Here is an 18,521-nt window from a genome sequence, read left to right as displayed (position 1 = left end):
TGCCTCCTTTGATGTTTCTACCCTTCGGCTTTAGGATTTTGTATTAATTTGCTAACTTGAACGAGCTGTAATAACGCTGATCATCACCTATTTTAAACTGTCTATACTTAGGGTTTAAGTATTTGCTTTTGCAACAATTCTAAAACTTCTTTTGGCTTGGCTGTCTCCAAGATTACCACCCGTAGTTTTTCTTGGAAATCTGGGTCGAAGGACACCAAATACCAGAAACTTTCCCTTAGCATCTTACGACCATTCTCAGTAGACACATCGATTTTTTCCAAATCTCTATTTATTTGTTCTCCAGTTACAAATCCTTGGCTTTGAATAAAACTCTTCGTTGTTGGCTCTATCAAACTTTTTTTCAATCTTTCATCAAAATGAGACTGACAATCTTTAATTTGACCAGTGACGTCACAAACGGTAGTAAACTGACCGAGATTTTTAATAAATCCTATAAAGAGCTGATCTCTGATTAGGATGTCTAAAAGTTTTTGACGAAACTCATCGCTCTTCAGAGCAGTTGTGATTTCTTGATCTAAATTTCCTCTGGCGAGTTTTGTATCTAGGCTTCTTTGGAGTTCCTGCTGCTTGTTACTAGATTTCCGGTCGGTATAAATGGCGGTGATAATACCAGCAATACCAGTTAGAATACCAGGAAGATTGCTCACTAAAAGCTCAGGAAAATTTTTTGAAGTTTCGGGCTTTTGTTTTTCTGAAGATGATGAAGATCCCTCAGCATTGAGAGAGCTTGGTACTAATACTGCCAATATCGATAGTGCTAGAAGTAATGGAAGCCAACACCGTTTCATACCTATATCTCCTGTAATAGAACGCCGTTAGGCTTAGAGGTAAACTCACGCCAGGAGCCTGCCTGTATTTAACTGATAAGTTTTGAAAGGAGCTTGTTTAAGATTTTGGTAACTTTCTGTTTTTGTGAGAATTTGAGTAGAGAAATGTACAGCAAAACGTCATATGAGAATCGCTGCTAAGCCTATAATACTTTTTATCTTAAAATAAAACAAAAATGTGAAGATTTTGTGAGGAAGTAGAAAACTTTGTAAAAATTTACGCTTGCCACACCGACAACTCACTCTGCGCCAGCCGTGCCGTGAAATCACCCATCGTTGTCAGTTCGCATTCGACGATCCCAGCGATCGCACTCAAAACACCCCACCTTCACCCATGAATAAAAAACGCTGCAATTAAACTTAATCCCAACGCACTCAACAAAATCGTTGCACACCATCGAGCTAACTGCCATCCACCGATAAAGGTTGCCAGCAACGCTTTGACTACTGTATTAACCATTGCTGCAATTAAAATTCCAGTTGCTCCCACTGATAGGGGCAAGTTTGTGCGCGTTGCCTGAGCGAGGGAGAGACTCACCGCGTCTACATCAGTAATTCCCGAAATAGCTGAGAGTATATAGATACCTGCATTGCCGAACCAGCTTTCAAATGCACGCACAAGGATAAACAAAAGGCTCAGAACTGCACCAAATCCCAAAGCCGATCCTAATTCGACGGGATTTTTTAGCGGCACTTCGGCGGATGATTTAGAAGCAGGGGTGCGAGTGGCGATCGCAACCGCCGCCACCAATGGCACCATTGCCAATATCGCCACTGGCGCAACCAACCAGGGAAGCAAAGAGAAGTTGACAATCGCCACTTCTACGAGGATGCGGACTGCCATCGTCCCCGCCGCCAGGGAAATACCCGCCCCCAGCAAGGCAAAATTTCTTTGCTCCCGGCGTGCCATCCGACCATAGGAAAGCGTCACCGCTGTAGAGGAAACCAATCCCCCCAGCACCGCCGTCGCCAACAAACCGACGCGCGTCCCAAATATTCGCATGGCAAAGTATCCGATATAGGATATCCCTGCGATTAACAGCACCAGCCATCCAATTGTCCTGGGGTTCAATGCCTCCCAAGGGCCAAGGTCGCGGTCGGGGAGGAGGGGAAGCGCCACGGCTGCAACGATCAGCAGTTGTAACGTTGCAATCAGTTCCCGCCGATCCAATTGCTCTAAGGTATGGTGCAATTCCTGCTTCAATCCCAGCAGCACTGTCATAACTACCGCAGATGCAAGAGCTTCCGCCTCAAATCCGCCCCCTGCCAAGGCTCCCAGCACAAAGGTAATTAGTAAAGATAGCTCTGTGGTGATGCCAAAGTCCTGAGTTTCTCTGCTAGTGATTGCGTAAGACGCCACCACCATCAAAGCCAGACCTAAAAATGCCACCGCCAGCACATTAGCGCCAAACTTCCCCGCCAAAAGTGCCGACACGCCACCAAACAGTCCCGCGAAGCCAAAACTTCTGAACCCCGCAATGCGAAGACCTGTGGGACTTTCTCTACTCTGCCACCCTCGTTCCATGCCCACAATCAGACCCAAGGCAAGAGCGATCGCTAACCTGAATGCAATTGCCAGATCCATTGCTTGCCTCTCCCGCATCAGAGTCATAATTCAGCACTGATTCAACCATAGGCGACCCAGGGTGCGATCGCGCTGATTGACTCGCCCAAACAGCCCTATTTGATTAAAATAACCTTAAAATTGTGGCTCGTTCGGGACATTCATACACTTTAACTGCCTTGATGCGAATCTCAGGGTCGGGGAACTTAATTTTGGCAAAGTATAGGCAGAGTTGCTCTGTTGTTCCGTCTGGACAGTCTGGCGAATCGTTGACCGCTGGTGGCAGATCGGCAATGGCTAGTTTGAGGAGGTTTTCTGCTTCCACCATGTCCACACCGTAAAGATCGGTGGCATAGCAAGGTGATTCCAGGTGTAAAGTCACCTTAAAGTCATGGGGATGAAGATCCAGCCAAAGCGGTGGATTGTAATGGAGTCGAGTAAACTCTGCACTAATTTCGTATTCAAAAAGTATAACTGGGGCAGATTTAGGAGATTGTGTATTGGCGGGCTTAACCTGGCGGTAGGGAGCAGGTTGATTTATGGCAGCGTTAGCGGGATAATGCGATCGTGCTTGTTTCACTCTGGAGCGAAATAAATCCGACATAGTTTTTGATTGAGGTTACTGCTCAAAGCGAGCCGCACATCTAAGTGTACATTTAGTCATAATGACCCTGAAGTATAGAGTTTATTCTAGGCTGAAGCCTCAGTGGTTATTCTGAAAATTATGTTCAAATAACTTCAGTGTTTTTTCTGAAAAAATCTGTTAAGCCAACTGCATATTCAGCATTTTTACGGAGAATGGGTTTCGGTGAAAGCCGATGTTGAGAGCCTGGTATCCGCAATTACGTATTTTACATAAATTATTTATTTTTCCATAGGGTATATCACCCTCCACCCCCTCATATCGTGTCCGGTTGCATCGGTTGCGTTTGGAGAGCAAAGGGGATGGGGGAGCAAAGGGGATGGGGGAGAAAAAACGCTTTTTCGCACAATCAACTATACACAACTGATCTCTCGCGGACATGATATCACCCTATACCCGCTTTCATCTACCAATAGTTATGCTTAAGAATCCCAGTTTCTCAAACAAACCTTGATTGTCTCAGATTTTGCACGAGTCTCATTACCCGCCAGGAAATAAATTCCAAGGGCTTTTAGCGAAAGTTCTCGCTCAGAGGACTAAATAGTTATAGGTTGAGGCTAGGGTTTTACAAATGCGAATATACTGCGTTCCGGGTTAGCAACGCCAAATTAAGGAGGACTAAGACCTAATGGAAGAATTAATAACTCTCAAGGAATTACTATACCAAGGCAAGATTCCAGAAGCGATAGAACTGCTGGAAGAACTCGCAGAGATGAGTAAGTCAGAGCAACTCAACAAAATCTTCAGTTAGGCAATTATTTTGTTGCATCTGATTCAAAAATATGCTGAAAATCGCACAACTTCTTGGGAAACTTCGATTCGGAATGCTATGCTAGCTAATTCAACGTACCAATCAGCGACACAAGACAAAAGGAACTTATCTGACTGAGGAAGAACTAGAGGAAACTTTACAGGATGCCTATGAATCGGCTTTGAGAAATGCAGCAGAAGCGTTTGAAGGTATCTACGAAGCGGAACAGCTTGGCTCAATGGTGAACCGAGAAGAGATTATTAAAACAGCAATGGATTTGATTTTAGAGCGAGAAGTTGGTGATGAATTGCCCTAATAATAGCGGCACTGAAGTGCCTACTACGAACGGTGCGGCACTGAAGTGCCTACTACGAACGGTGCGGCACTGAAGTGCCTACTACGAACAGTCTTACTCCAACTGCGCCGCCTGACCCACTTGACGATATAACTCCACATCTAACCGACCTCTACCAGTCTGGAATAACCATCTTTCTAAACGGCGTTCTTTGTCGGGAAATTGCCTTAATTGACTGTCGCTTCGAGCCACCACCACGCCATTAGATATTACTATTTGGTCATAACCGGCAATCGTTTGATCGGGGTCTGTTACAATCAATCCCCGGTAACCTAGTCCTTCTTTTACCGAACCTTGTGCTTGGGTTTGGGGTAACGCTTGCAATAAGCTAATAAATTCGTTTGCTTCTTGGGGAGTTAAGTTCCAATACGGGTTCGGTCTGCCGCTAAATACATCCAATTCTACTTGCATTGGCACATCTCCTATTGCTGTTGTAGAACATCCCCAGATTGCCACAACCAGTAGCAATGTCAAACCTATAATCTTTTTAGGAATTGCTTTGAATCCGCTGAGCCATTTCATTTTTTCCTCCACAAATTTTTCTGGAGTAGGGGCGGGTTTTAGATCAACCCGCCCCGCCGCCTTTTATAGGATAGCGATATCCCTGGACATGATATCAGTCGTTAATTGACTTTCATGCTTTTTGCGGTGTAGAAGTAGCCGCAGAAGTTGGTATAGCTAGGCCATCCAGAAGTGCGATCGCATGTTTCGGGGTTGGTAATTATTTTACCGCTGTTATCGACGTTCTTGGCAGGAGTACCGCCCGGTTTATGACCCCAGAAACCTTCTTTTTGCTTGCGATACCAGTGATAATCTACCCCCGGAGCAACCACCATTGCAACTAGATAGCGGGGTTTCTCTGAATCCGGCACGCAATCAAAGCGTTTGTGCGCCCCATCCGATAATGCCGCTGCGGTGACAGCAGCACAATTCATCGGGTATGGATATTTTCCAGTTGCCCTGCCTGGTTGGGCAAAGGTATCGGTGCGTCGGTTCGTAGCATAGTTATAGCAGTTGTTTTTGCCCACGTGAGCCGGAGCGTTCCAAAAACCAGGATTAAATGCGCCCAGTTCAATATTACAAGTCACGGCTGCTTCGGCTTCCATTATGGCAGCACCGGAACCATCTACTTCACTCTGTTGCTCGATTCTGGGCAAACTACCCAAATGATCTAACAGTTGTCGCTGTAAATCTTCCTCCAAAATTTGGGGAGTTTCCATGAAACTGCTTACCGCTGTAGACCTCGACATGCCGGTAATCAATCGTTCGGCAATTTCTTTGCCCTTTGATTCATAAAGTGATGCCCCATTAGCAATCTTAAAAACTGTGGGAAGGCTATATTGTTCTACGGTTTCATCGGTCACTAATTCAACCAAAATTCCCCGGTATCCCAGACCTTGATACCCAGATTCGGTACTGGCAACTACGGCGCGATTGTTGGCAATTTCTTTGAGAACTTCTTTGGCTTCGTTCTCATCTAATAGCCAGGAAGGGTTTGGACGCCCTGAAAACATGTCGATGGTAACTCGTAACATTGTCTATCTCCTGAATTTTATCTCGCAAATCCTTCGAAGATTCTTTTTTTTACAGGACTTACGCAGTGGAGATGGTGCGTTACACTGCGTTAACGCACCCTACATCTAGAGATGTTGCGTCAGTCCTGTTTGAATTATTCGACTGAATAGGAACTCCACCACTCCCGAGGGCAAATCCGGTTTTTATTTCACTTTTTTTTGACTAATTTTCCTAGAGCGCCAACGATGATATTTTGGTCAATTAGCCAATTCAAATTGACCTATTAACCCTGGCTAGGCTAACAGGTTGATTAAACCGGATTTGCTATGAAACGGTTAGGTAGATGTCTTCAATAAAGCTGAGGAACTTTCTGGATTTCTTTATAAAACTTTGCCTTATGTCAAATTCAGTTGAAGTCGTAATGACTATCGTTTGGAGTCCCTCTTTGATCGCTTCTTGCGGTGGGATAACTATCAAAAACGGGTAATTTTATAGTTGAGTCTGTTTGATTGCTTGCGGTAAAACTGCTCTGAATTGACCAATCTAGAGCTTGTGTCCTAACTTTGGGTATTTAACCGACCCTGAGAAGAATTTTATCTGGCGTTTGTTGTAGGGGCACATGAGTAATTTTGTTAAACTACCCGATATATCTAGGTTGCCGTGCCCCTACAGCTATAAATTAAATCAGGCGATGACCGCAGCTGGAACAAAAGCGATCGCTCGATTCCACTTTGCTACCGCATTGCGGACAAAAGCGCCTCTCCCCTGGGGTAGATTCTGAAACAGATCTTGAGGAACCCATCCGCATTTCCATGTTGCCCATCCGCATTTCCATTGGTTTCATCGGTTCGATTGGTTTCATCGGTTGCATTGGTTGCATCGGCGGCATGGATGATGCGCTTGTGCTATCTACTTGCTGTATTTGTAGCTGCTGGGAACTGGTGAAGGAAGGTGCAAAAGCAGTCGTGCTGATGCTATTGCCTTGAATTTGGATGAAGCGAGAGCCTGCTTCTGTTTCCACCTTGACCGTAACGCCGTTGGGAATCTGGAATATTTCAGGCGGTGCAGTCCAACTTCCGGTGGTAAAACTGCTACTCGATTGTTGTTGCTGTCCCGGACTGCTACTAGCAGTTGTCACAATTGTCTGGGTTCCCTGATTATCGAGGTAGACTCTTTGGCCTCTGCCTAATTCGCATACGTAAGGCATAACAGCCTCTGTGAAAAAACTCGCCTATATATCATTATGAGGTTAAAATCATCTTTTTTTTGTCGCTATTTCCCAGGGTTTTTGCATTTCAGCTTAAATTTATTGAATAAATTTTACAATAATTCCCAAATGTTTTTTAATTTTTAATTTTTCATAGCTTTGCCCCGTCGGGCTGAAAGCCCTCCTAAAGGGAGAGTTTAACAGACCATCAGGGGATGCTCTGTTTAGTCATTTTCCCAGTCTTCGCGACCCAAAAGGTCGATAATGCGGTCTCTCAGTAAAAAGTCGTTTCTCTCTAACTCGCATTCGATATAAGGCCATTCGCGGGCGGGAATATATTGACAAAGGGTATAAATTGGTTGCTGACGGCAAACCAGTCGGCGCTTGACCAGTTGACGCGCTTCCTGCTTGATCAGATCGATGGAGTATTGAGTAGAGGTAATCATAACTATCCCCTCACTGCGATCGCGGGTTTTATATCCAACCCAGATTTAGCAAAACAATGTGAGGAAATTGTGAAGATTTAAATTCACAATCCAACAGGACTTACGCAAAGAAACAAAGGGCGATACGAAAAATCGTTGGTTTGGTTGCGAGAGATATGCCTGCGGCACGCTGAGCGCTGGCGCGCCGCTGCGCGAACGCGAACGACTCTGAAACCGGGTTTCTGGCAACGCCCTTGCGTCAGTCCTGTCCAAAATATCTTCAGCAGTAATGATATCGTGTCCGGGTGGATCGCGATCCCCTCTGGGGGGCGGGTTTATTTCACAGCACTTACGCCAAGAAACCGGGTTTCTCTGAAAAATTATTGGTAAAACCCGCCGGTTACGAAACCAAATTAACTGAGTAGGCACGGCATTATCAATATCGCGCACCAGGCGCGTTGATGTTATTCCTGCCGTGCCCCTACTCGATCAATATCGCGGACCAGGCAGGTTGATGTTATTCCTGCCGTGCCCCTACTCGCTCAATATCGCGGACCAGGCAGGTTGATGTTATTCCTGCCGTGCCCCTACTCGCTCAATATCGCGGACCAGGCAGGTTGATGTTATTCCTGCCGTGCCCCTACTCGCTCAATATCGCGCACCAGGCAGGTTGATGTTATTCCTGCCGTGCCCCTACTCGCTCCATATCGCGCACCAGGCAGGTTGATGTTATTCCTGCCGTGCCCCTACTCGCTCCATATCGCGGACCTGGCGCGTTGATGTTATTCCTGCCGTGCCCCTACTCGCTCAATATCGCGGACCTGGCGCGTTGATGTTATTCCTGCCGTGCCCCTACTCGCTCAATATCGCGGACCTGGCAGGTTGATGTTATTCCTGCCGTGCCCCTACTCGCTCAATATGGCGGACCTGGCAGGTTGATGTTATTCCTGCCGTGCCCCTACTCGCTCAATATGGCGGACCAGGCGCGTTGATGTTATTCCTGCCGTGCCCCTACTCGCTCAATATGGCGGACCAGGCGCGTTGATGTTATTCCTGCCGTGCCCCTACTCGCTCAATATGGCGGACCCGGCAGGTTGATGTTATTCCTGCCGTGCCCCTACTTTTGCAACTTCCTCTTAGGTGACAATCAGTAATTCCCCAGAATCCAAATCGTAACGACCGCCCACAATTTTTAATTTGCCTTCCCGCATCAGGTTAGACAAAATTGTCGAGGTTTCCTTCAACCTTTCCACCTGATATTGAATGTTGGCTATCACTGCATTGTCAACGGCATCGCCTGCTTTGCCTCTTACCCGTCGCACGGCGGGTTTGATTTCTTCCACAAAAACGCCGATTCTTCCAGGTAGGGGGTTGCCTTCTACTGCTGCTGCGACTGCACCGCATCGTTCGTGACCGATGACCAAGATTATTTGAGTCCCCAATACTGCGGTAGAAAATTCCAAGCTGCCAATTGCTGTCTGACTGGCGACGTTACCCGCCACGCGCACGACAAATAAATCCCCCAGTCCCTGATCTAGGACAATTTCTGCCGGAAACCGCGAATCAGCACACCCCAGGATGGAAGCAAACGGATACTGAGCTGCGGCTGTTTCTTGCAAGCGCAATTTTGCTTGCAGGTTTTGACGTTTTTCCTCTACAAACCGTTTATTTCCTTCCAGGAGTCTTTTCAGCGCTGTATCGGCATCGATTGCTGGCGGTCTTCCTTGCGCTTGGGCTGATTGGGGAGCCACCGCTTCCTGTGCGCCCCAGAGAAACCCTCCGGCGCTAGTCGCTGCTAAACCCAGTCCCGATGCACCTGCTAACTTTAGCAGATTCCTCCGACCAATAAAACCATTAATTCGACTCATAATCTCTCTCTCACACACCCTACTTTTTCATTCTTGGGATGCGTGTTTATTTTATCAAGTTATGTATTTTACATTACGTTTATTATTTACTTTATTAAAATAAATTAAAATCTTATAAGAAAGTTTACGGATTGGCGGAAAAAGTCTGAATTATGCCATATATCGCAGATATTTTGATTTACCCGATTAAGTCACTGGATGGAGTGGGGGTAAATCGGGCCAGGATTTTAGCGGGTGGGGCATTGGAGAGGGATCGCGAGTTTGCTATTTTAGATGCCCAGGGTCGATTTGTAAATGGCAAGCGCAATGCTAAAGTGCATTTGTTGCGGTCATTCTGGGACGAGACAGGAAAAACCGTCACCCTACAAATCGAGGGTAAACAAGAAAAACGAGTCTTTGATTTGGCAGAAAACCGCACCGAATTGGCAGCTTGGTTTAGCGACTATTTCGGTTTTTCTGTCCAACTGGCTAGAAACTCGCTGACTGGCTTTCCAGATGATACCATTGCGTCGGGGCCAACGATTATCAGTACCGCTACGTTAGAAGAAGTTGCTTCCTGGTTTCCCGGAATTACTGTAGCAGAAATGCGGCAACGCTTACGCGCCAATATCGAAATTAGCGGCGTCCCTCCTTTTTGGGAAGATCGGTTATTTGCAGATGACGGTGAGATTGTCCAATTTAAAATCGGTGAAGTACTGTTTGAAGGAATTAATCCCTGTCAGCGGTGCATTGTTCCTACGCGCAACTCTCGAACGGGAGAAAGTTCTCCTAACTTTCAAAAACTGTTTTCACAAAAGCGCGAAGAAACTTTACCATCTTGGGTTAATCTATCGCGCTTCAATCATTTTTATCGGTTAAGTGTCAATACAAAAATACCCACATCCGAAGCGGGAAAAATGGTGCAGGTAGGAGATGAAATAGCTCGCTTGTAATTTGATTCTAATTAATCCAGAATGCCGCGCTTAACTGTTTGATAAATCCTCACAGGTCGTTCAATTCCTTTGAAACGGCGTTCCCCTATATCATCTAACAGCAATCGTTGGCAAGGTCGCAGCAAATTATAAGTATTTTCGCTAAGAGCGCATCGACCGGGTAAACAAACTGATTGGATGCGCGAGGCCAAATTGATCGTCGTTCCTAACACGGTATAATCGACCCGTTGACTGCTGCCTACATCTCCAACTACCGCTTTACCGCTGTTAATTGCTATTCGCAATTGCAGCGGTTCGCTTAAAACTTGATCGTTGTTGAGATTTTCCAGCCGTTCCAGCATTGCTTTGGCAACATTTAAAGCTCGTTCTGCATGGTCTTCTTGCGGTTCTGGCGCGCCAAAAAAAGCCATGATGCAATCTCCAATAAATTTATCGAGGGTGCCATTTGCGGCAAAAATTTCCTGCAACATTTCCTCGAAAAAGCTATTGAGTAATTCGGCAATTTCAGCCGGACTCAAGCGTTCTGAAAGCGCAGTAAATCCAACGATATCGGCAAATAAAATGCTGATTTCGCTTTCTTGAGGCGCTAAGCGACCATTTTCTAAAGTTCCTGCCATCATCGTCTGTTGTACGACCGCAGGAGAGAGATAGCGCTCTAGTCTTTGCCGACTAATTTCTTCGGTTCTGAGTTTGCGCGTCAACAACCAACGTTGCACGCTAGCAGCGACTAGGTTAGCTAAGGTCGAGAAAAAGCTGAGATCTTCTTCGCTTGCATCAATTGAATCGTTAAACTTATTATAGCTATCGGCATAAAGAACGCCTACAACGTTATTTTCATCCCATAGAGGAACCGCCATAACTTTATGAATCCCTTTGTCTATAATGCTTTGTTCGTTTTTAAATCTTTCGTCTCGCTGGGCATCTGCGGTTTGCAGGGCAATTTTTTCCGTAAAAACTTTGTAACAGATAGTGCGGCTAATCCAAGAGCGATTATCTTTTAAAGATTGACGAGCGGCAATGTCTCTGCCAGCTGCATTCAACAAGGAAAGTTTACCCGCACCGCTGACATCAATTAATAACGCTAAGCGCTCAATACTTTGAATGTAACGGAAAACAACCGCTTGTGCCGCTTGAAAAATGGCTTCTATAGATGCAGCAGAATTGAGTTTTTTGGCGATTTCTAACAAGTCTTTTAACCGCACAATGGCTAGTTCTTGACTAATCGTCGCTTGACCTTGGCGTTCCGAAGGTATCCACTGTTGTTGTAGGTATTGGACATTGCGAATGATTGTGATTTCTTCGGATTGAATATCTGTATTTTTTTGAGTAACTGTCTGACAATTTAATAAGAATACTCGCAGGCAAATAGTTCCCATTCCAATCATGTCATCGTTATTCAGTCTGTGAGTATCTGTGAGGAATTCTCCGTTTAAGAGAGTACCATTTTTGCTTCCCATATCCTGAATAAACCATTGGCAGTCAGCGGTTTTAAAAATGCGAGCTTGCTGTCGGGAAATTCCAATGTAAGGCAAGTATAAATCGCAGTCGGGTAACCGCCCCAGGATAAATTCATCTTGGTTGACGGTGACGGTTTTTTCGATATTGTCTTCTATGTATAGGCACAGTTTAAGCTCGGTCATACTCTTTGTTTTGTTTCATCTGGTTTTGTTTGCGTAAACACCTTGATGAGCCATAATAGGTTAAGCTTTGCGTTCCCACGCAACTATTGCTACGACCCCAGTCTAACCAACCTTGAGGTCGATACCCCAACGAGCATCCATAGGTCAAAACAAGGCTCTAATCTAGTTTTCCCCATGTTCTTTGCAAAAATATAACGTTTTTGACCAAAAAGCCAGCTGGGGGACAGGGAGTTCAACCAGGTGGCAATTCCAAACCAATTTTCCCTAACAAACCCGTGCGAAAATCATTCAATAACTGCCTTGCGGCGCGTTCCACATCTCCCTGATATTTTAATTTTGCCAACGCGACTAGGTAATCTTCCCCTGTAATATCTACGGCATCTAATTCATACCGCGACTTTAAGGGAGATTCAGGTAAAAAATTACTAGCGACAGCCTCCAAATATTTGAGTAATTCTACTAACTCGACAGCGACTCGTTGATTGTCGTAAGATGCTTCGCCAATATCGTCGCAGATGGCTAATTTAACCGCTGTTTCTTGGTCGTCCAATTTGGCGGGAATCACTCCGGGTGCATCTAATAATTCAATCGTGTCGGAAATTCTGATCCAGCGCAGTTGTTTGGTGACGCCAGCGCGACGGGCGCTTTCGACGACTCTTTTACCTAATAATCGATTAATGAGCGCGGATTTGCCGACATTGGGAAACCCTATGACAACCGCGCGCACCGGACGGGGTAACATACCGCGAGCGCGTCTTTTTTGATTCACTTCCACCCCCGCAGCAGACGCCGCTTTCGTCACCGCCGCAACGCCCTTACCATGCTGAGCATCGGTAAAATATGGCACTTCTCCTTGCGAGAGAAACCATTTTGTCCACAATTGCTGCATCTGGGGCGATATCATATCGACGCGATTGAGAACTAAAACCCGACTCTTGCTACCCACCCAGTCTTGGATTTTGGGATGGTGCGTGGTCAGGGGAATGCGCGCGTCGCGTACTTCCAGCACGACATCGACGCGCTTGAGCTGTTCCTTCAGGTCTTTTTCAGCTTTGGCGATGTGACCTGGATACCATTGGATCGTGCTTTGTCGTTTAATATTCATTGCTGAAGCCACCCCATTTCTAAAGACGAGGGCGTTCTAATTCGCTTTCAACCTCTCTGGAGGATCTCCCTATTTTTAGAACATCCAGAGTCTCAGTATCAGCAACTAGAACTTTTGTGGCGACTCGCTCTGACTCTGGAAAACGTCCAAAGCAAGAAGGAACAATTCCCATCACGAGCAAGTTAATTGTTTCGGTCGCCTGTCTCCTTGCCGCCAGCAGGAGCGCTGGGGCACCCGACCATGCGATATTTGCCAGGTCTACTTGGAGTCGGTTATTTTCTACAAATCTTGCCAAAAATGCCGAATAAGTAGAGACGTTACATGTAACGTCTCTACTCTGACATAGAACAACACACTCACATTTGTGGACTCTAGTCGAGAGGCTTTTCTTCTTTGTGGTGACCCATTGATGGCAACTTTGAGATAACTTAGTTGTTTGAGTGTAAAATTCGATTGCGTGAACGCCAGCACTTTGGGTCAAACGTTTCAGGCGAGATACAAATTCTCTATGGAAGCGCTTACCTACAGCTCTTCCAAATAGTTTTTGGCAAGCGTAGTCAAGTTTTTCTAGTTTGATTGTGTTTCCTAGTTTCAGAATTTCATGAACCTGTTTCCCTTCTAATGACTTGCGATGCGCCGCCAACTTTCTTTCCAAGTTAGCCTTGGTGCTTCTTGTTGAGCGATACCAACTAGAATCTTTCCACTCTTTGCAGCTTTTTTTGACATTTCCCTTTTTCTTTTTACCTTTGCTGTCGATAAAATCCTGGTTGTAATTGTCCGGATTATTTGCTTGTGCTGCGTTTGAGTCTATATGAAAGCCTATCCAATATCCCCTGAAGTTAGTGGCGAAGGCATGTAGGCTGTATTCTTTATATCCGTAGGCAGTGTTGGCGGCGGCAATTGCCTTCTTTCTCTCCTTTTTGTTGAATTTAATCTTTCTGGCTGATTGGTACGGTTTTGATTGTTTAACCAGCTTTAAACGCCGCATTGCGAAGCAATAGCAATCATTTTCAAGCTGCCAAATATCCTCAAACCTAGACAACAAAAGCCTTTCGTCTGCTCCCGATACTACGAGTGGTATTTCGGTTACGAACGAAAGGGTTTTTGTCTTGTTTGAAACTGTTTTGGCTACCATATAAATTGTTGATTTTCTAATATAATAGTATATCATACTGACTGCGATTAAAATCGCAACTCGCTCTGACTCCCCATGTCTAAAGCCCGGAGGCAGACCTGCGCGTTTTCGGTGATTTCAGGAAGTCGGCTCTGTACCCGATAGGGTCAGAGTCGGGAGTTGTCACATAACAAGGAGAACTATGCTAAAAGCAGCAGACATTATGACCACCGATGTGGTTACGATTCGCGGATCTGCGACGGTAGCTGACGCAGTTAAGCTGATGAAAGAAAAAAGCTTGCGTGCCTTAATTGTAGAACGCCGCCACGACCAAGACGCCTACGGCATCGTTACCGAGACTGATATTGTCTACAATGTAGCTGCTTTTGGGAAAGATCCCAAAAAAGTGCGAGTCTATGAAATTATGACCAAACCCTGCATCGCGATCAATCCCGATTTGGGCATAGAATACGTGGCGCGGTTGTTCGCCAATACCGGCATCCGTCGCGCCCCTGTAATTAAGGATAAGTTGCTGGGCATTATCTCGGTTACCGATATTCTCACCAAGAGCGACTTCGTCGAGAAGCCGAAAGAAACCACTCTAGCGGGAGAAATTCAAAAAGCGATCGCTGCTGCAAGAGCGATCTGTTCTGAAAAAGGCCCAACTTCCAGAGAATGTGCCGCAGCGTGGGATATCGTCGAAGAACTGCAAGCCGAAGCAGCGCACCAACGCGCTAAGACGCTAGAAAAAACAGCCTTCGAGGAGTACTGCGAGGAGTTTCCAGAAGCAATGGAAGCGCGGATGTACGATGTTTAAGGCTAATGGTTAATGGCTAATGGTTAATGGCTAATGGCTAATGGTTAATGGCTGATGGCTCATGGCTAGGGGCTAATGGCTAGGGGCTAATGGCTAGGGGCTAATGGCTAATGGCTGATTGTCAGAGGACTTAAGCAAAGACTCGCCCATGTAGGGTGCGTTATCAGCGGTGTAAGGCACCGCCACCACCATGTATGGAGTTGCTGCGTAAGTCCTATGTCAGAAAAGTTACACTTGACCAATTAGCAATTAGCCATTAGCAATTAGCAATTAGCCATTAGCCCTATGGGACAATCAACACGGGACAGGGAGACAGGTTAATCACCCGGTAGGTGACGCTGTCGGCGAGTCCTTCCTCGGTTAGCCCCATGCCGCGACAGCCCATGATAATTAAATCTGCCGCAAGTTCGTCGGCGACATCGCAAATCGTGAAAGCCGGTTTGCCTTGGCGTTCGACGGCTTCGGCTTGGATTCCCCGTTCTCGGAATAATGCTTGAGCTTTTTGCAGGAGTTGAGCGATTGCTTCCGGCGATGCCATGATATCCGGTATCGTCGCATCTTCCTCTGTTGCCAGTTGCTCTTCTACAACCGACAGCAGAATCAAGCGACTGCCGTATGTTTGCACGATATTAATCACCGCATCAGTCGCTTCGCGGGCTTCTGCACTACCATCTATGGGAAATAAAACTGTCTTGAACATTACAGCACCTGATCGATCCCCGTTTCTCGGTAAAATGTGGACGGCGTAAAAATAACGGACAACCAATGACCCGTTGATTCGTTGAAAAAAAGCATTTAGGAGGCTGTTACGTGTCCAAAAAAACTGTAGCAAATTTGTCGTCGTCAGATTTATCTGGAAAACGGGTATTGGTACGGGCAGATTTTAACGTACCCCTAGATGACGCGGGTAACATTACCGACGATACCCGCATTCGGGCAGCGCTGCCAACGATTCAGGATTTAACCTCGAAGGGTGCTAAGGTCATCCTGTCCTCCCACTTCGGGCGTCCCAAGGGCGTGGATGAGAAATATCGCCTCACCCCCGTCGCCAAGCGGCTTTCGGAATTATTGGGGCAAGAAGTGGAAAAACCCAGCGACTGTATCGGTGATGAAGTTGCTGCTAAAGTGGCGGCAATGCAAAACGGTCAAGTGCTGTTGCTGGAAAACGTCCGCTTCCACAAAGAAGAAGAGCAAAACGACCCCGAATTCGCCAAGCAGTTAGCTGCGAATGCAGATTTATACGTCAATGATGCCTTTGGCACGGCACACCGCGCCCACGCTTCCACCGAAGGGGTAACCAAGTATCTCAGCCCTTCTGTAGCAGGATACCTGATCGAGAAGGAACTGCAATACCTGCAAAACGCGATTGAAAATCCCAAGCGTCCTTTAGCAGCGATTATCGGCGGTTCCAAGGTTTCCAGCAAGATTGGCGTGATCGAAACTTTGTTGGAAAAATGCGATAAGCTGCTTCTCGGTGGCGGCATGATCTTTACCTTCTACAAAGCACGCGGTTTGAGCGTGGGTAAGTCTTTGGTGGAAGAAGATAAGCTGGAATTGGCGAAGTCTTTGGACGCGAAGGCAAAAGAACGGGGCGTAGAATTGTTGTTGCCTAGCGATGTGGTAGTTGCAGATAAATTTGCTGCCGATGCTAACTCGCAAGTTGTCAGCATTGAAGCTATCCCCGATGGTTGGATGGGGTTGGATATCGGCCCCGAATCGGTGAAAATGTTCCAAGCAGCGCTGGCTGATTGCAAGTCGGTGTTGTGGAATGGCCCGATGGGGGTATTCGAGTTTGATAAATTTGCCGTAGGTACGGAAGCGATCGCGCGCACTTTAGCCGATCTTACCAAAACCGGCACCGACACCATCATCGGCGGTGGCGACTCGGTTGCAGCAGTCGAAAAAGTCGGCGTGGCAGATCAAATGAGCCACATTTCTACCGGCGGCGGCGCTAGCCTCGAATTACTCGAAGGTAAGGTATTACCTGGTATTGCGGCACTCGATGAAGCTTAGTAGCTAGCCACAATTTAATCTGATTTTTTGGGGGTGAACAAGCAACTGTTCATCCCCAACTTTTTGATAAAAACTTACCCCTGTGGAGGGATAGGTATTTCGTGTTTGTCTTTACATTTTTTATCCCGTTCCTCTGGGTTAAGGCTATCGTAAGTTTTGCTGTCAGGAAATTTTTCATCTATCTCAATGATATTCTTGAACTCACTGGTGGCAAACTTGCGCTTGCCATAAATTTTTAGACACAGAGGGGTTCCGTTCTTCTTTGCTCTCCTGAGAATAGCTTCATATTGCCCAGAGTTTCTTTTTTTTACCCCGATTTCTGATATTTCTTGATCGACATTTCTGAGAACAGAAATATCTTTTTTCTCTGTTCTATCTGGAAACTTATCAGTTACAACTAAAGTTGTTTCAGGTTCATAATTCTGCAATTTTTTAATGTAAACATCTTCGATTTTTGTCCCTATCCATTGCGGCGGATCGAGTTTCTCTGGCGGACACAAAGGCGCAGAAAGATCGGTACGACATACAGATTCACGGAACTGAACTATATTGTTGACAGATTCCACTATTTTTAAACTTGCTGCGATTATAACCAAACCTATTGCTACTGGTTGGAGTTTTTGAATTCTTTCAATTATTGTTCTCAATTGAATTCTTGTTGGCTGACCTTGAGGTGGTTTTGTCATATATTTTTTCCCAAGTTACAAATAGGGTAATTATTGGAGTTACCAACGGTTTGATTGGTAATTGCAAAAACCCTGATAAAATCTGCTGCTTTCCATAGCAAAGATTGCCCCCTTAACCAAGTTCAAAACCATGCTTCAAGTCCATCAAGACTTTCGATTGGTTTTGGGAGCTTTGAGCGAACCAAAATTAACACTGGTGCTGATACTTACAAGTATTAAAACCTAGTATCCGGATAAATTAACTAGCTGAATATAAATAAACTGGACACCGGGCGGGCGAGACGCCCACCCCACGGTAAAAGCTTCCCTCTTGTTGCGCCTATAAAATACATATTTTTATTGTTTTGTCAAGTAATTCGACAAGATCTCGCATCTAGTTTCGTTGATGTCGGTGCGTTACGTTGAAAATCGGGTTTGGAACGTAGGGACACGGCATCCGAAATATTCTGTACAAGCGAAAATTTTATTATTGCCGTGTCCCTACAAGATTGCCGATGATTGATTGTTGATCTTGGTGCGTTACGTTGTCACTAACGCACCCTACAACTTGCGTAATATCATGTCCGGTTGATTACCCATAATCGGAAGCCGGGACACGGCACGATTGATGTTATCTGTTTGTCCGAGATATCTCTGATGCCGTGTCCCTACGCAACAATGGGATGAGGTTTTTTATTATCGGCAATTCAACGGGTTGAGCCAAGGGTAACCCAACCTTTTGTGGGCTAATAAGTTGGGTTTCGGACCACGGGCCCAACCTAGAACTATCAGGAAAGTTCAAAAAGTTTCAGTCCCTATTGGTTCTTGATCCGAAACGGGGTAAACAAAATCGATGTTATATTTTGTGCTAATCTTTTTTCGTAGCGGTGGGGAGAGTTGTCTCGATACCAAGCGATGAATTCGTCAAAAGTGACTGACTTGGGTATAGTTTGAATCATAGTGCTTTGTCAATAAAATACCGCTCAAGATCCCAGAAACCGGGTTTCTGCGTAGATTTGTAGTTTCAAAGCGACGATTTTTCATAGAAGCCCGGTTTCT

Annotated in this window: 18 protein-coding genes and 1 pseudogene; 4 read left to right on the top strand and 15 right to left on the bottom strand. The window is 45.8% G+C overall.

All coding sequences use genetic code 11. From position 1 onward, the window contains the following. Positions 1-107 precede the first annotated feature (107 nt). The 3 genes from MiSe_RS06600 to MiSe_RS06590 all read right to left on the bottom strand — a co-directional run bounded on the left by MiSe_RS06600 (position 108) and on the right by MiSe_RS06590 (position 3,016). The gene (locus MiSe_RS06600) at positions 108-767 is read right to left on the bottom strand and encodes a hypothetical protein (protein WP_226576344.1); all 660 of its coding nucleotides are present in this window, start codon (positions 765-767) and stop codon (positions 108-110) included. Between the two features lie 409 nt (positions 768-1,176). Further along, positions 1,177-2,433, bottom strand: a complete 1,257-nt coding sequence (locus tag MiSe_RS06595; RefSeq protein ID WP_226576342.1) for an MgtC/SapB family protein — start codon at positions 2,431-2,433, stop codon at positions 1,177-1,179. Positions 2,434-2,536: 103 nt separating this feature from the next. Next, complete coding sequence (locus MiSe_RS06590; RefSeq protein WP_226576340.1) at positions 2,537-3,016, bottom strand: hypothetical protein; 480 nt, start codon at positions 3,014-3,016, stop codon at positions 2,537-2,539. A 667-nt stretch (positions 3,017-3,683) separates the two neighbouring features. On the opposite strand from MiSe_RS06590, the pseudogene MiSe_RS53680 reads away from it, so the two are divergent. Then, positions 3,684-4,122, top strand: a pseudogene (locus MiSe_RS53680) (DUF29 family protein). A 93-nt stretch (positions 4,123-4,215) separates the two neighbouring features. Here MiSe_RS53680 and MiSe_RS06580 read toward each other — a convergent pair. The 6 genes from MiSe_RS06580 to MiSe_RS06555 form a co-directional block, all read right to left on the bottom strand. After that, positions 4,216-4,683, bottom strand: a complete 468-nt coding sequence (locus tag MiSe_RS06580) for a hypothetical protein (protein WP_226576338.1) — start codon at positions 4,681-4,683, stop codon at positions 4,216-4,218. A 101-nt stretch (positions 4,684-4,784) separates the two neighbouring features. Further along, complete coding sequence (locus tag MiSe_RS06575) at positions 4,785-5,696, bottom strand: hypothetical protein (RefSeq protein WP_226576336.1); 912 nt, start codon at positions 5,694-5,696, stop codon at positions 4,785-4,787. Between the two features lie 659 nt (positions 5,697-6,355). Next, entirely contained in the window at positions 6,356-6,883 is a 528-nt protein-coding gene (locus tag MiSe_RS06570; RefSeq protein WP_226576334.1) for a zinc ribbon domain-containing protein, read from the bottom strand. Between the two features lie 224 nt (positions 6,884-7,107). Further along, positions 7,108-7,329: a DUF4327 family protein gene (locus MiSe_RS06565; protein WP_226576333.1), complete on the bottom strand. Its 222-nt coding sequence runs from the start codon at positions 7,327-7,329 to the stop codon at positions 7,108-7,110. A 45-nt stretch (positions 7,330-7,374) separates the two neighbouring features. Beyond that, a complete protein-coding gene (locus tag MiSe_RS06560) occupies positions 7,375-7,737 on the bottom strand; it encodes a hypothetical protein (RefSeq protein WP_226576325.1) in 363 nt (120 codons plus the stop codon). Between the two features lie 707 nt (positions 7,738-8,444). Continuing rightward, positions 8,445-9,176 carry a carbonic anhydrase gene (locus MiSe_RS06555; protein WP_226576323.1) on the bottom strand — a complete coding sequence of 244 codons (732 nt, stop codon included), beginning with the start codon at positions 9,174-9,176 and terminating at the stop codon, positions 8,445-8,447. A gap of 152 nt (positions 9,177-9,328) precedes the next feature. On the opposite strand from MiSe_RS06555, the gene MiSe_RS06550 reads away from it, so the two are divergent. Further along, a complete protein-coding gene (locus MiSe_RS06550) occupies positions 9,329-10,108 on the top strand; it encodes an MOSC domain-containing protein (protein WP_226576321.1) in 780 nt (259 codons plus the stop codon). Between the two features lie 11 nt (positions 10,109-10,119). On the opposite strand, the gene MiSe_RS06545 is transcribed toward MiSe_RS06550, so the two are convergent. The 3 genes from MiSe_RS06545 to MiSe_RS06535 all read right to left on the bottom strand — a co-directional run bounded on the left by MiSe_RS06545 (position 10,120) and on the right by MiSe_RS06535 (position 13,988). Beyond that, positions 10,120-11,748: an adenylate/guanylate cyclase domain-containing protein gene (locus MiSe_RS06545; RefSeq protein WP_226576319.1), complete on the bottom strand. Its 1,629-nt coding sequence runs from the start codon at positions 11,746-11,748 to the stop codon at positions 10,120-10,122. 232 nt (positions 11,749-11,980) lie between these two features. After that, complete coding sequence (gene ylqF, locus MiSe_RS06540; RefSeq protein ID WP_226576300.1) at positions 11,981-12,853, bottom strand: ribosome biogenesis GTPase YlqF; 873 nt, start codon at positions 12,851-12,853, stop codon at positions 11,981-11,983. A 19-nt stretch (positions 12,854-12,872) separates the two neighbouring features. Beyond that, positions 12,873-13,988, bottom strand: coding sequence for a hypothetical protein (locus MiSe_RS06535; RefSeq protein WP_226576298.1), 1,116 nt, complete (start codon positions 13,986-13,988; stop codon positions 12,873-12,875). A 181-nt stretch (positions 13,989-14,169) separates the two neighbouring features. On the opposite strand from MiSe_RS06535, the gene MiSe_RS06530 reads away from it, so the two are divergent. After that, the gene (locus MiSe_RS06530; protein ID WP_226576296.1) at positions 14,170-14,784 is read left to right on the top strand and encodes a CP12 domain-containing protein; all 615 of its coding nucleotides are present in this window, start codon (positions 14,170-14,172) and stop codon (positions 14,782-14,784) included. 283 nt (positions 14,785-15,067) lie between these two features. Here the strand turns inward: MiSe_RS06530 and MiSe_RS06525 are convergent, their stop codons facing one another. Further along, positions 15,068-15,484: a universal stress protein gene (locus tag MiSe_RS06525; protein WP_226576283.1), complete on the bottom strand. Its 417-nt coding sequence runs from the start codon at positions 15,482-15,484 to the stop codon at positions 15,068-15,070. A gap of 110 nt (positions 15,485-15,594) precedes the next feature. Between MiSe_RS06525 and MiSe_RS06520 the strand changes: the two genes are divergently transcribed. Then, positions 15,595-16,797 carry a phosphoglycerate kinase gene (locus tag MiSe_RS06520; protein WP_226576281.1) on the top strand — a complete coding sequence of 401 codons (1,203 nt, stop codon included), beginning with the start codon at positions 15,595-15,597 and terminating at the stop codon, positions 16,795-16,797. Positions 16,798-16,871: 74 nt separating this feature from the next. Here the strand turns inward: MiSe_RS06520 and MiSe_RS06515 are convergent, their stop codons facing one another. Both MiSe_RS06515 and MiSe_RS06510 read right to left on the bottom strand, forming a co-directional pair. Beyond that, the gene (locus MiSe_RS06515) at positions 16,872-17,483 is read right to left on the bottom strand and encodes a hypothetical protein (RefSeq protein ID WP_226576279.1); all 612 of its coding nucleotides are present in this window, start codon (positions 17,481-17,483) and stop codon (positions 16,872-16,874) included. Positions 17,484-18,277: 794 nt separating this feature from the next. After that, positions 18,278-18,421, bottom strand: a complete 144-nt coding sequence (locus MiSe_RS06510) for a hypothetical protein (RefSeq protein ID WP_226576277.1) — start codon at positions 18,419-18,421, stop codon at positions 18,278-18,280. Positions 18,422-18,521 lie beyond the last annotated feature (100 nt).

This window comes from Microseira wollei NIES-4236 (assembly GCF_020521235.1).
Lineage (GTDB): Bacteria > Cyanobacteriota > Cyanobacteriia > Cyanobacteriales > Aerosakkonemataceae > Microseira > Microseira wollei.
This window is presented reverse-complemented; position numbering and strand designations above follow the sequence as displayed.

Coding starts and splice junctions, on each gene's coding strand:
- MiSe_RS06555 (WP_226576323.1), bottom strand. CDS start 9,176: ATGAGTCGAATTAATGGTTTTATTGGTCGGAGGAATCTGCTAAAGTTA.
- MiSe_RS06530 (WP_226576296.1), top strand. CDS start 14,170: ATGCTAAAAGCAGCAGACATTATGACCACCGATGTGGTTACGATTCGC.
- MiSe_RS06535 (WP_226576298.1), bottom strand. CDS start 13,988: ATGGTAGCCAAAACAGTTTCAAACAAGACAAAAACCCTTTCGTTCGTA.
- MiSe_RS06580 (WP_226576338.1), bottom strand. CDS start 4,683: ATGAAATGGCTCAGCGGATTCAAAGCAATTCCTAAAAAGATTATAGGT.
- MiSe_RS06575 (WP_226576336.1), bottom strand. CDS start 5,696: ATGTTACGAGTTACCATCGACATGTTTTCAGGGCGTCCAAACCCTTCC.
- MiSe_RS06510 (WP_226576277.1), bottom strand. CDS start 18,421: ATGATTCAAACTATACCCAAGTCAGTCACTTTTGACGAATTCATCGCT.
- MiSe_RS06550 (WP_226576321.1), top strand. CDS start 9,329: ATGCCATATATCGCAGATATTTTGATTTACCCGATTAAGTCACTGGAT.
- MiSe_RS06595 (WP_226576342.1), bottom strand. CDS start 2,433: ATGGATCTGGCAATTGCATTCAGGTTAGCGATCGCTCTTGCCTTGGGT.
- MiSe_RS06545 (WP_226576319.1), bottom strand. CDS start 11,748: ATGACCGAGCTTAAACTGTGCCTATACATAGAAGACAATATCGAAAAA.
- ylqF (WP_226576300.1), bottom strand. CDS start 12,853: ATGAATATTAAACGACAAAGCACGATCCAATGGTATCCAGGTCACATC.
- MiSe_RS06525 (WP_226576283.1), bottom strand. CDS start 15,484: ATGTTCAAGACAGTTTTATTTCCCATAGATGGTAGTGCAGAAGCCCGC.
- MiSe_RS06590 (WP_226576340.1), bottom strand. CDS start 3,016: ATGTCGGATTTATTTCGCTCCAGAGTGAAACAAGCACGATCGCATTAT.
- MiSe_RS06570 (WP_226576334.1), bottom strand. CDS start 6,883: ATGCCTTACGTATGCGAATTAGGCAGAGGCCAAAGAGTCTACCTCGAT.
- MiSe_RS06565 (WP_226576333.1), bottom strand. CDS start 7,329: ATGATTACCTCTACTCAATACTCCATCGATCTGATCAAGCAGGAAGCG.
- MiSe_RS06515 (WP_226576279.1), bottom strand. CDS start 17,483: ATGACAAAACCACCTCAAGGTCAGCCAACAAGAATTCAATTGAGAACA.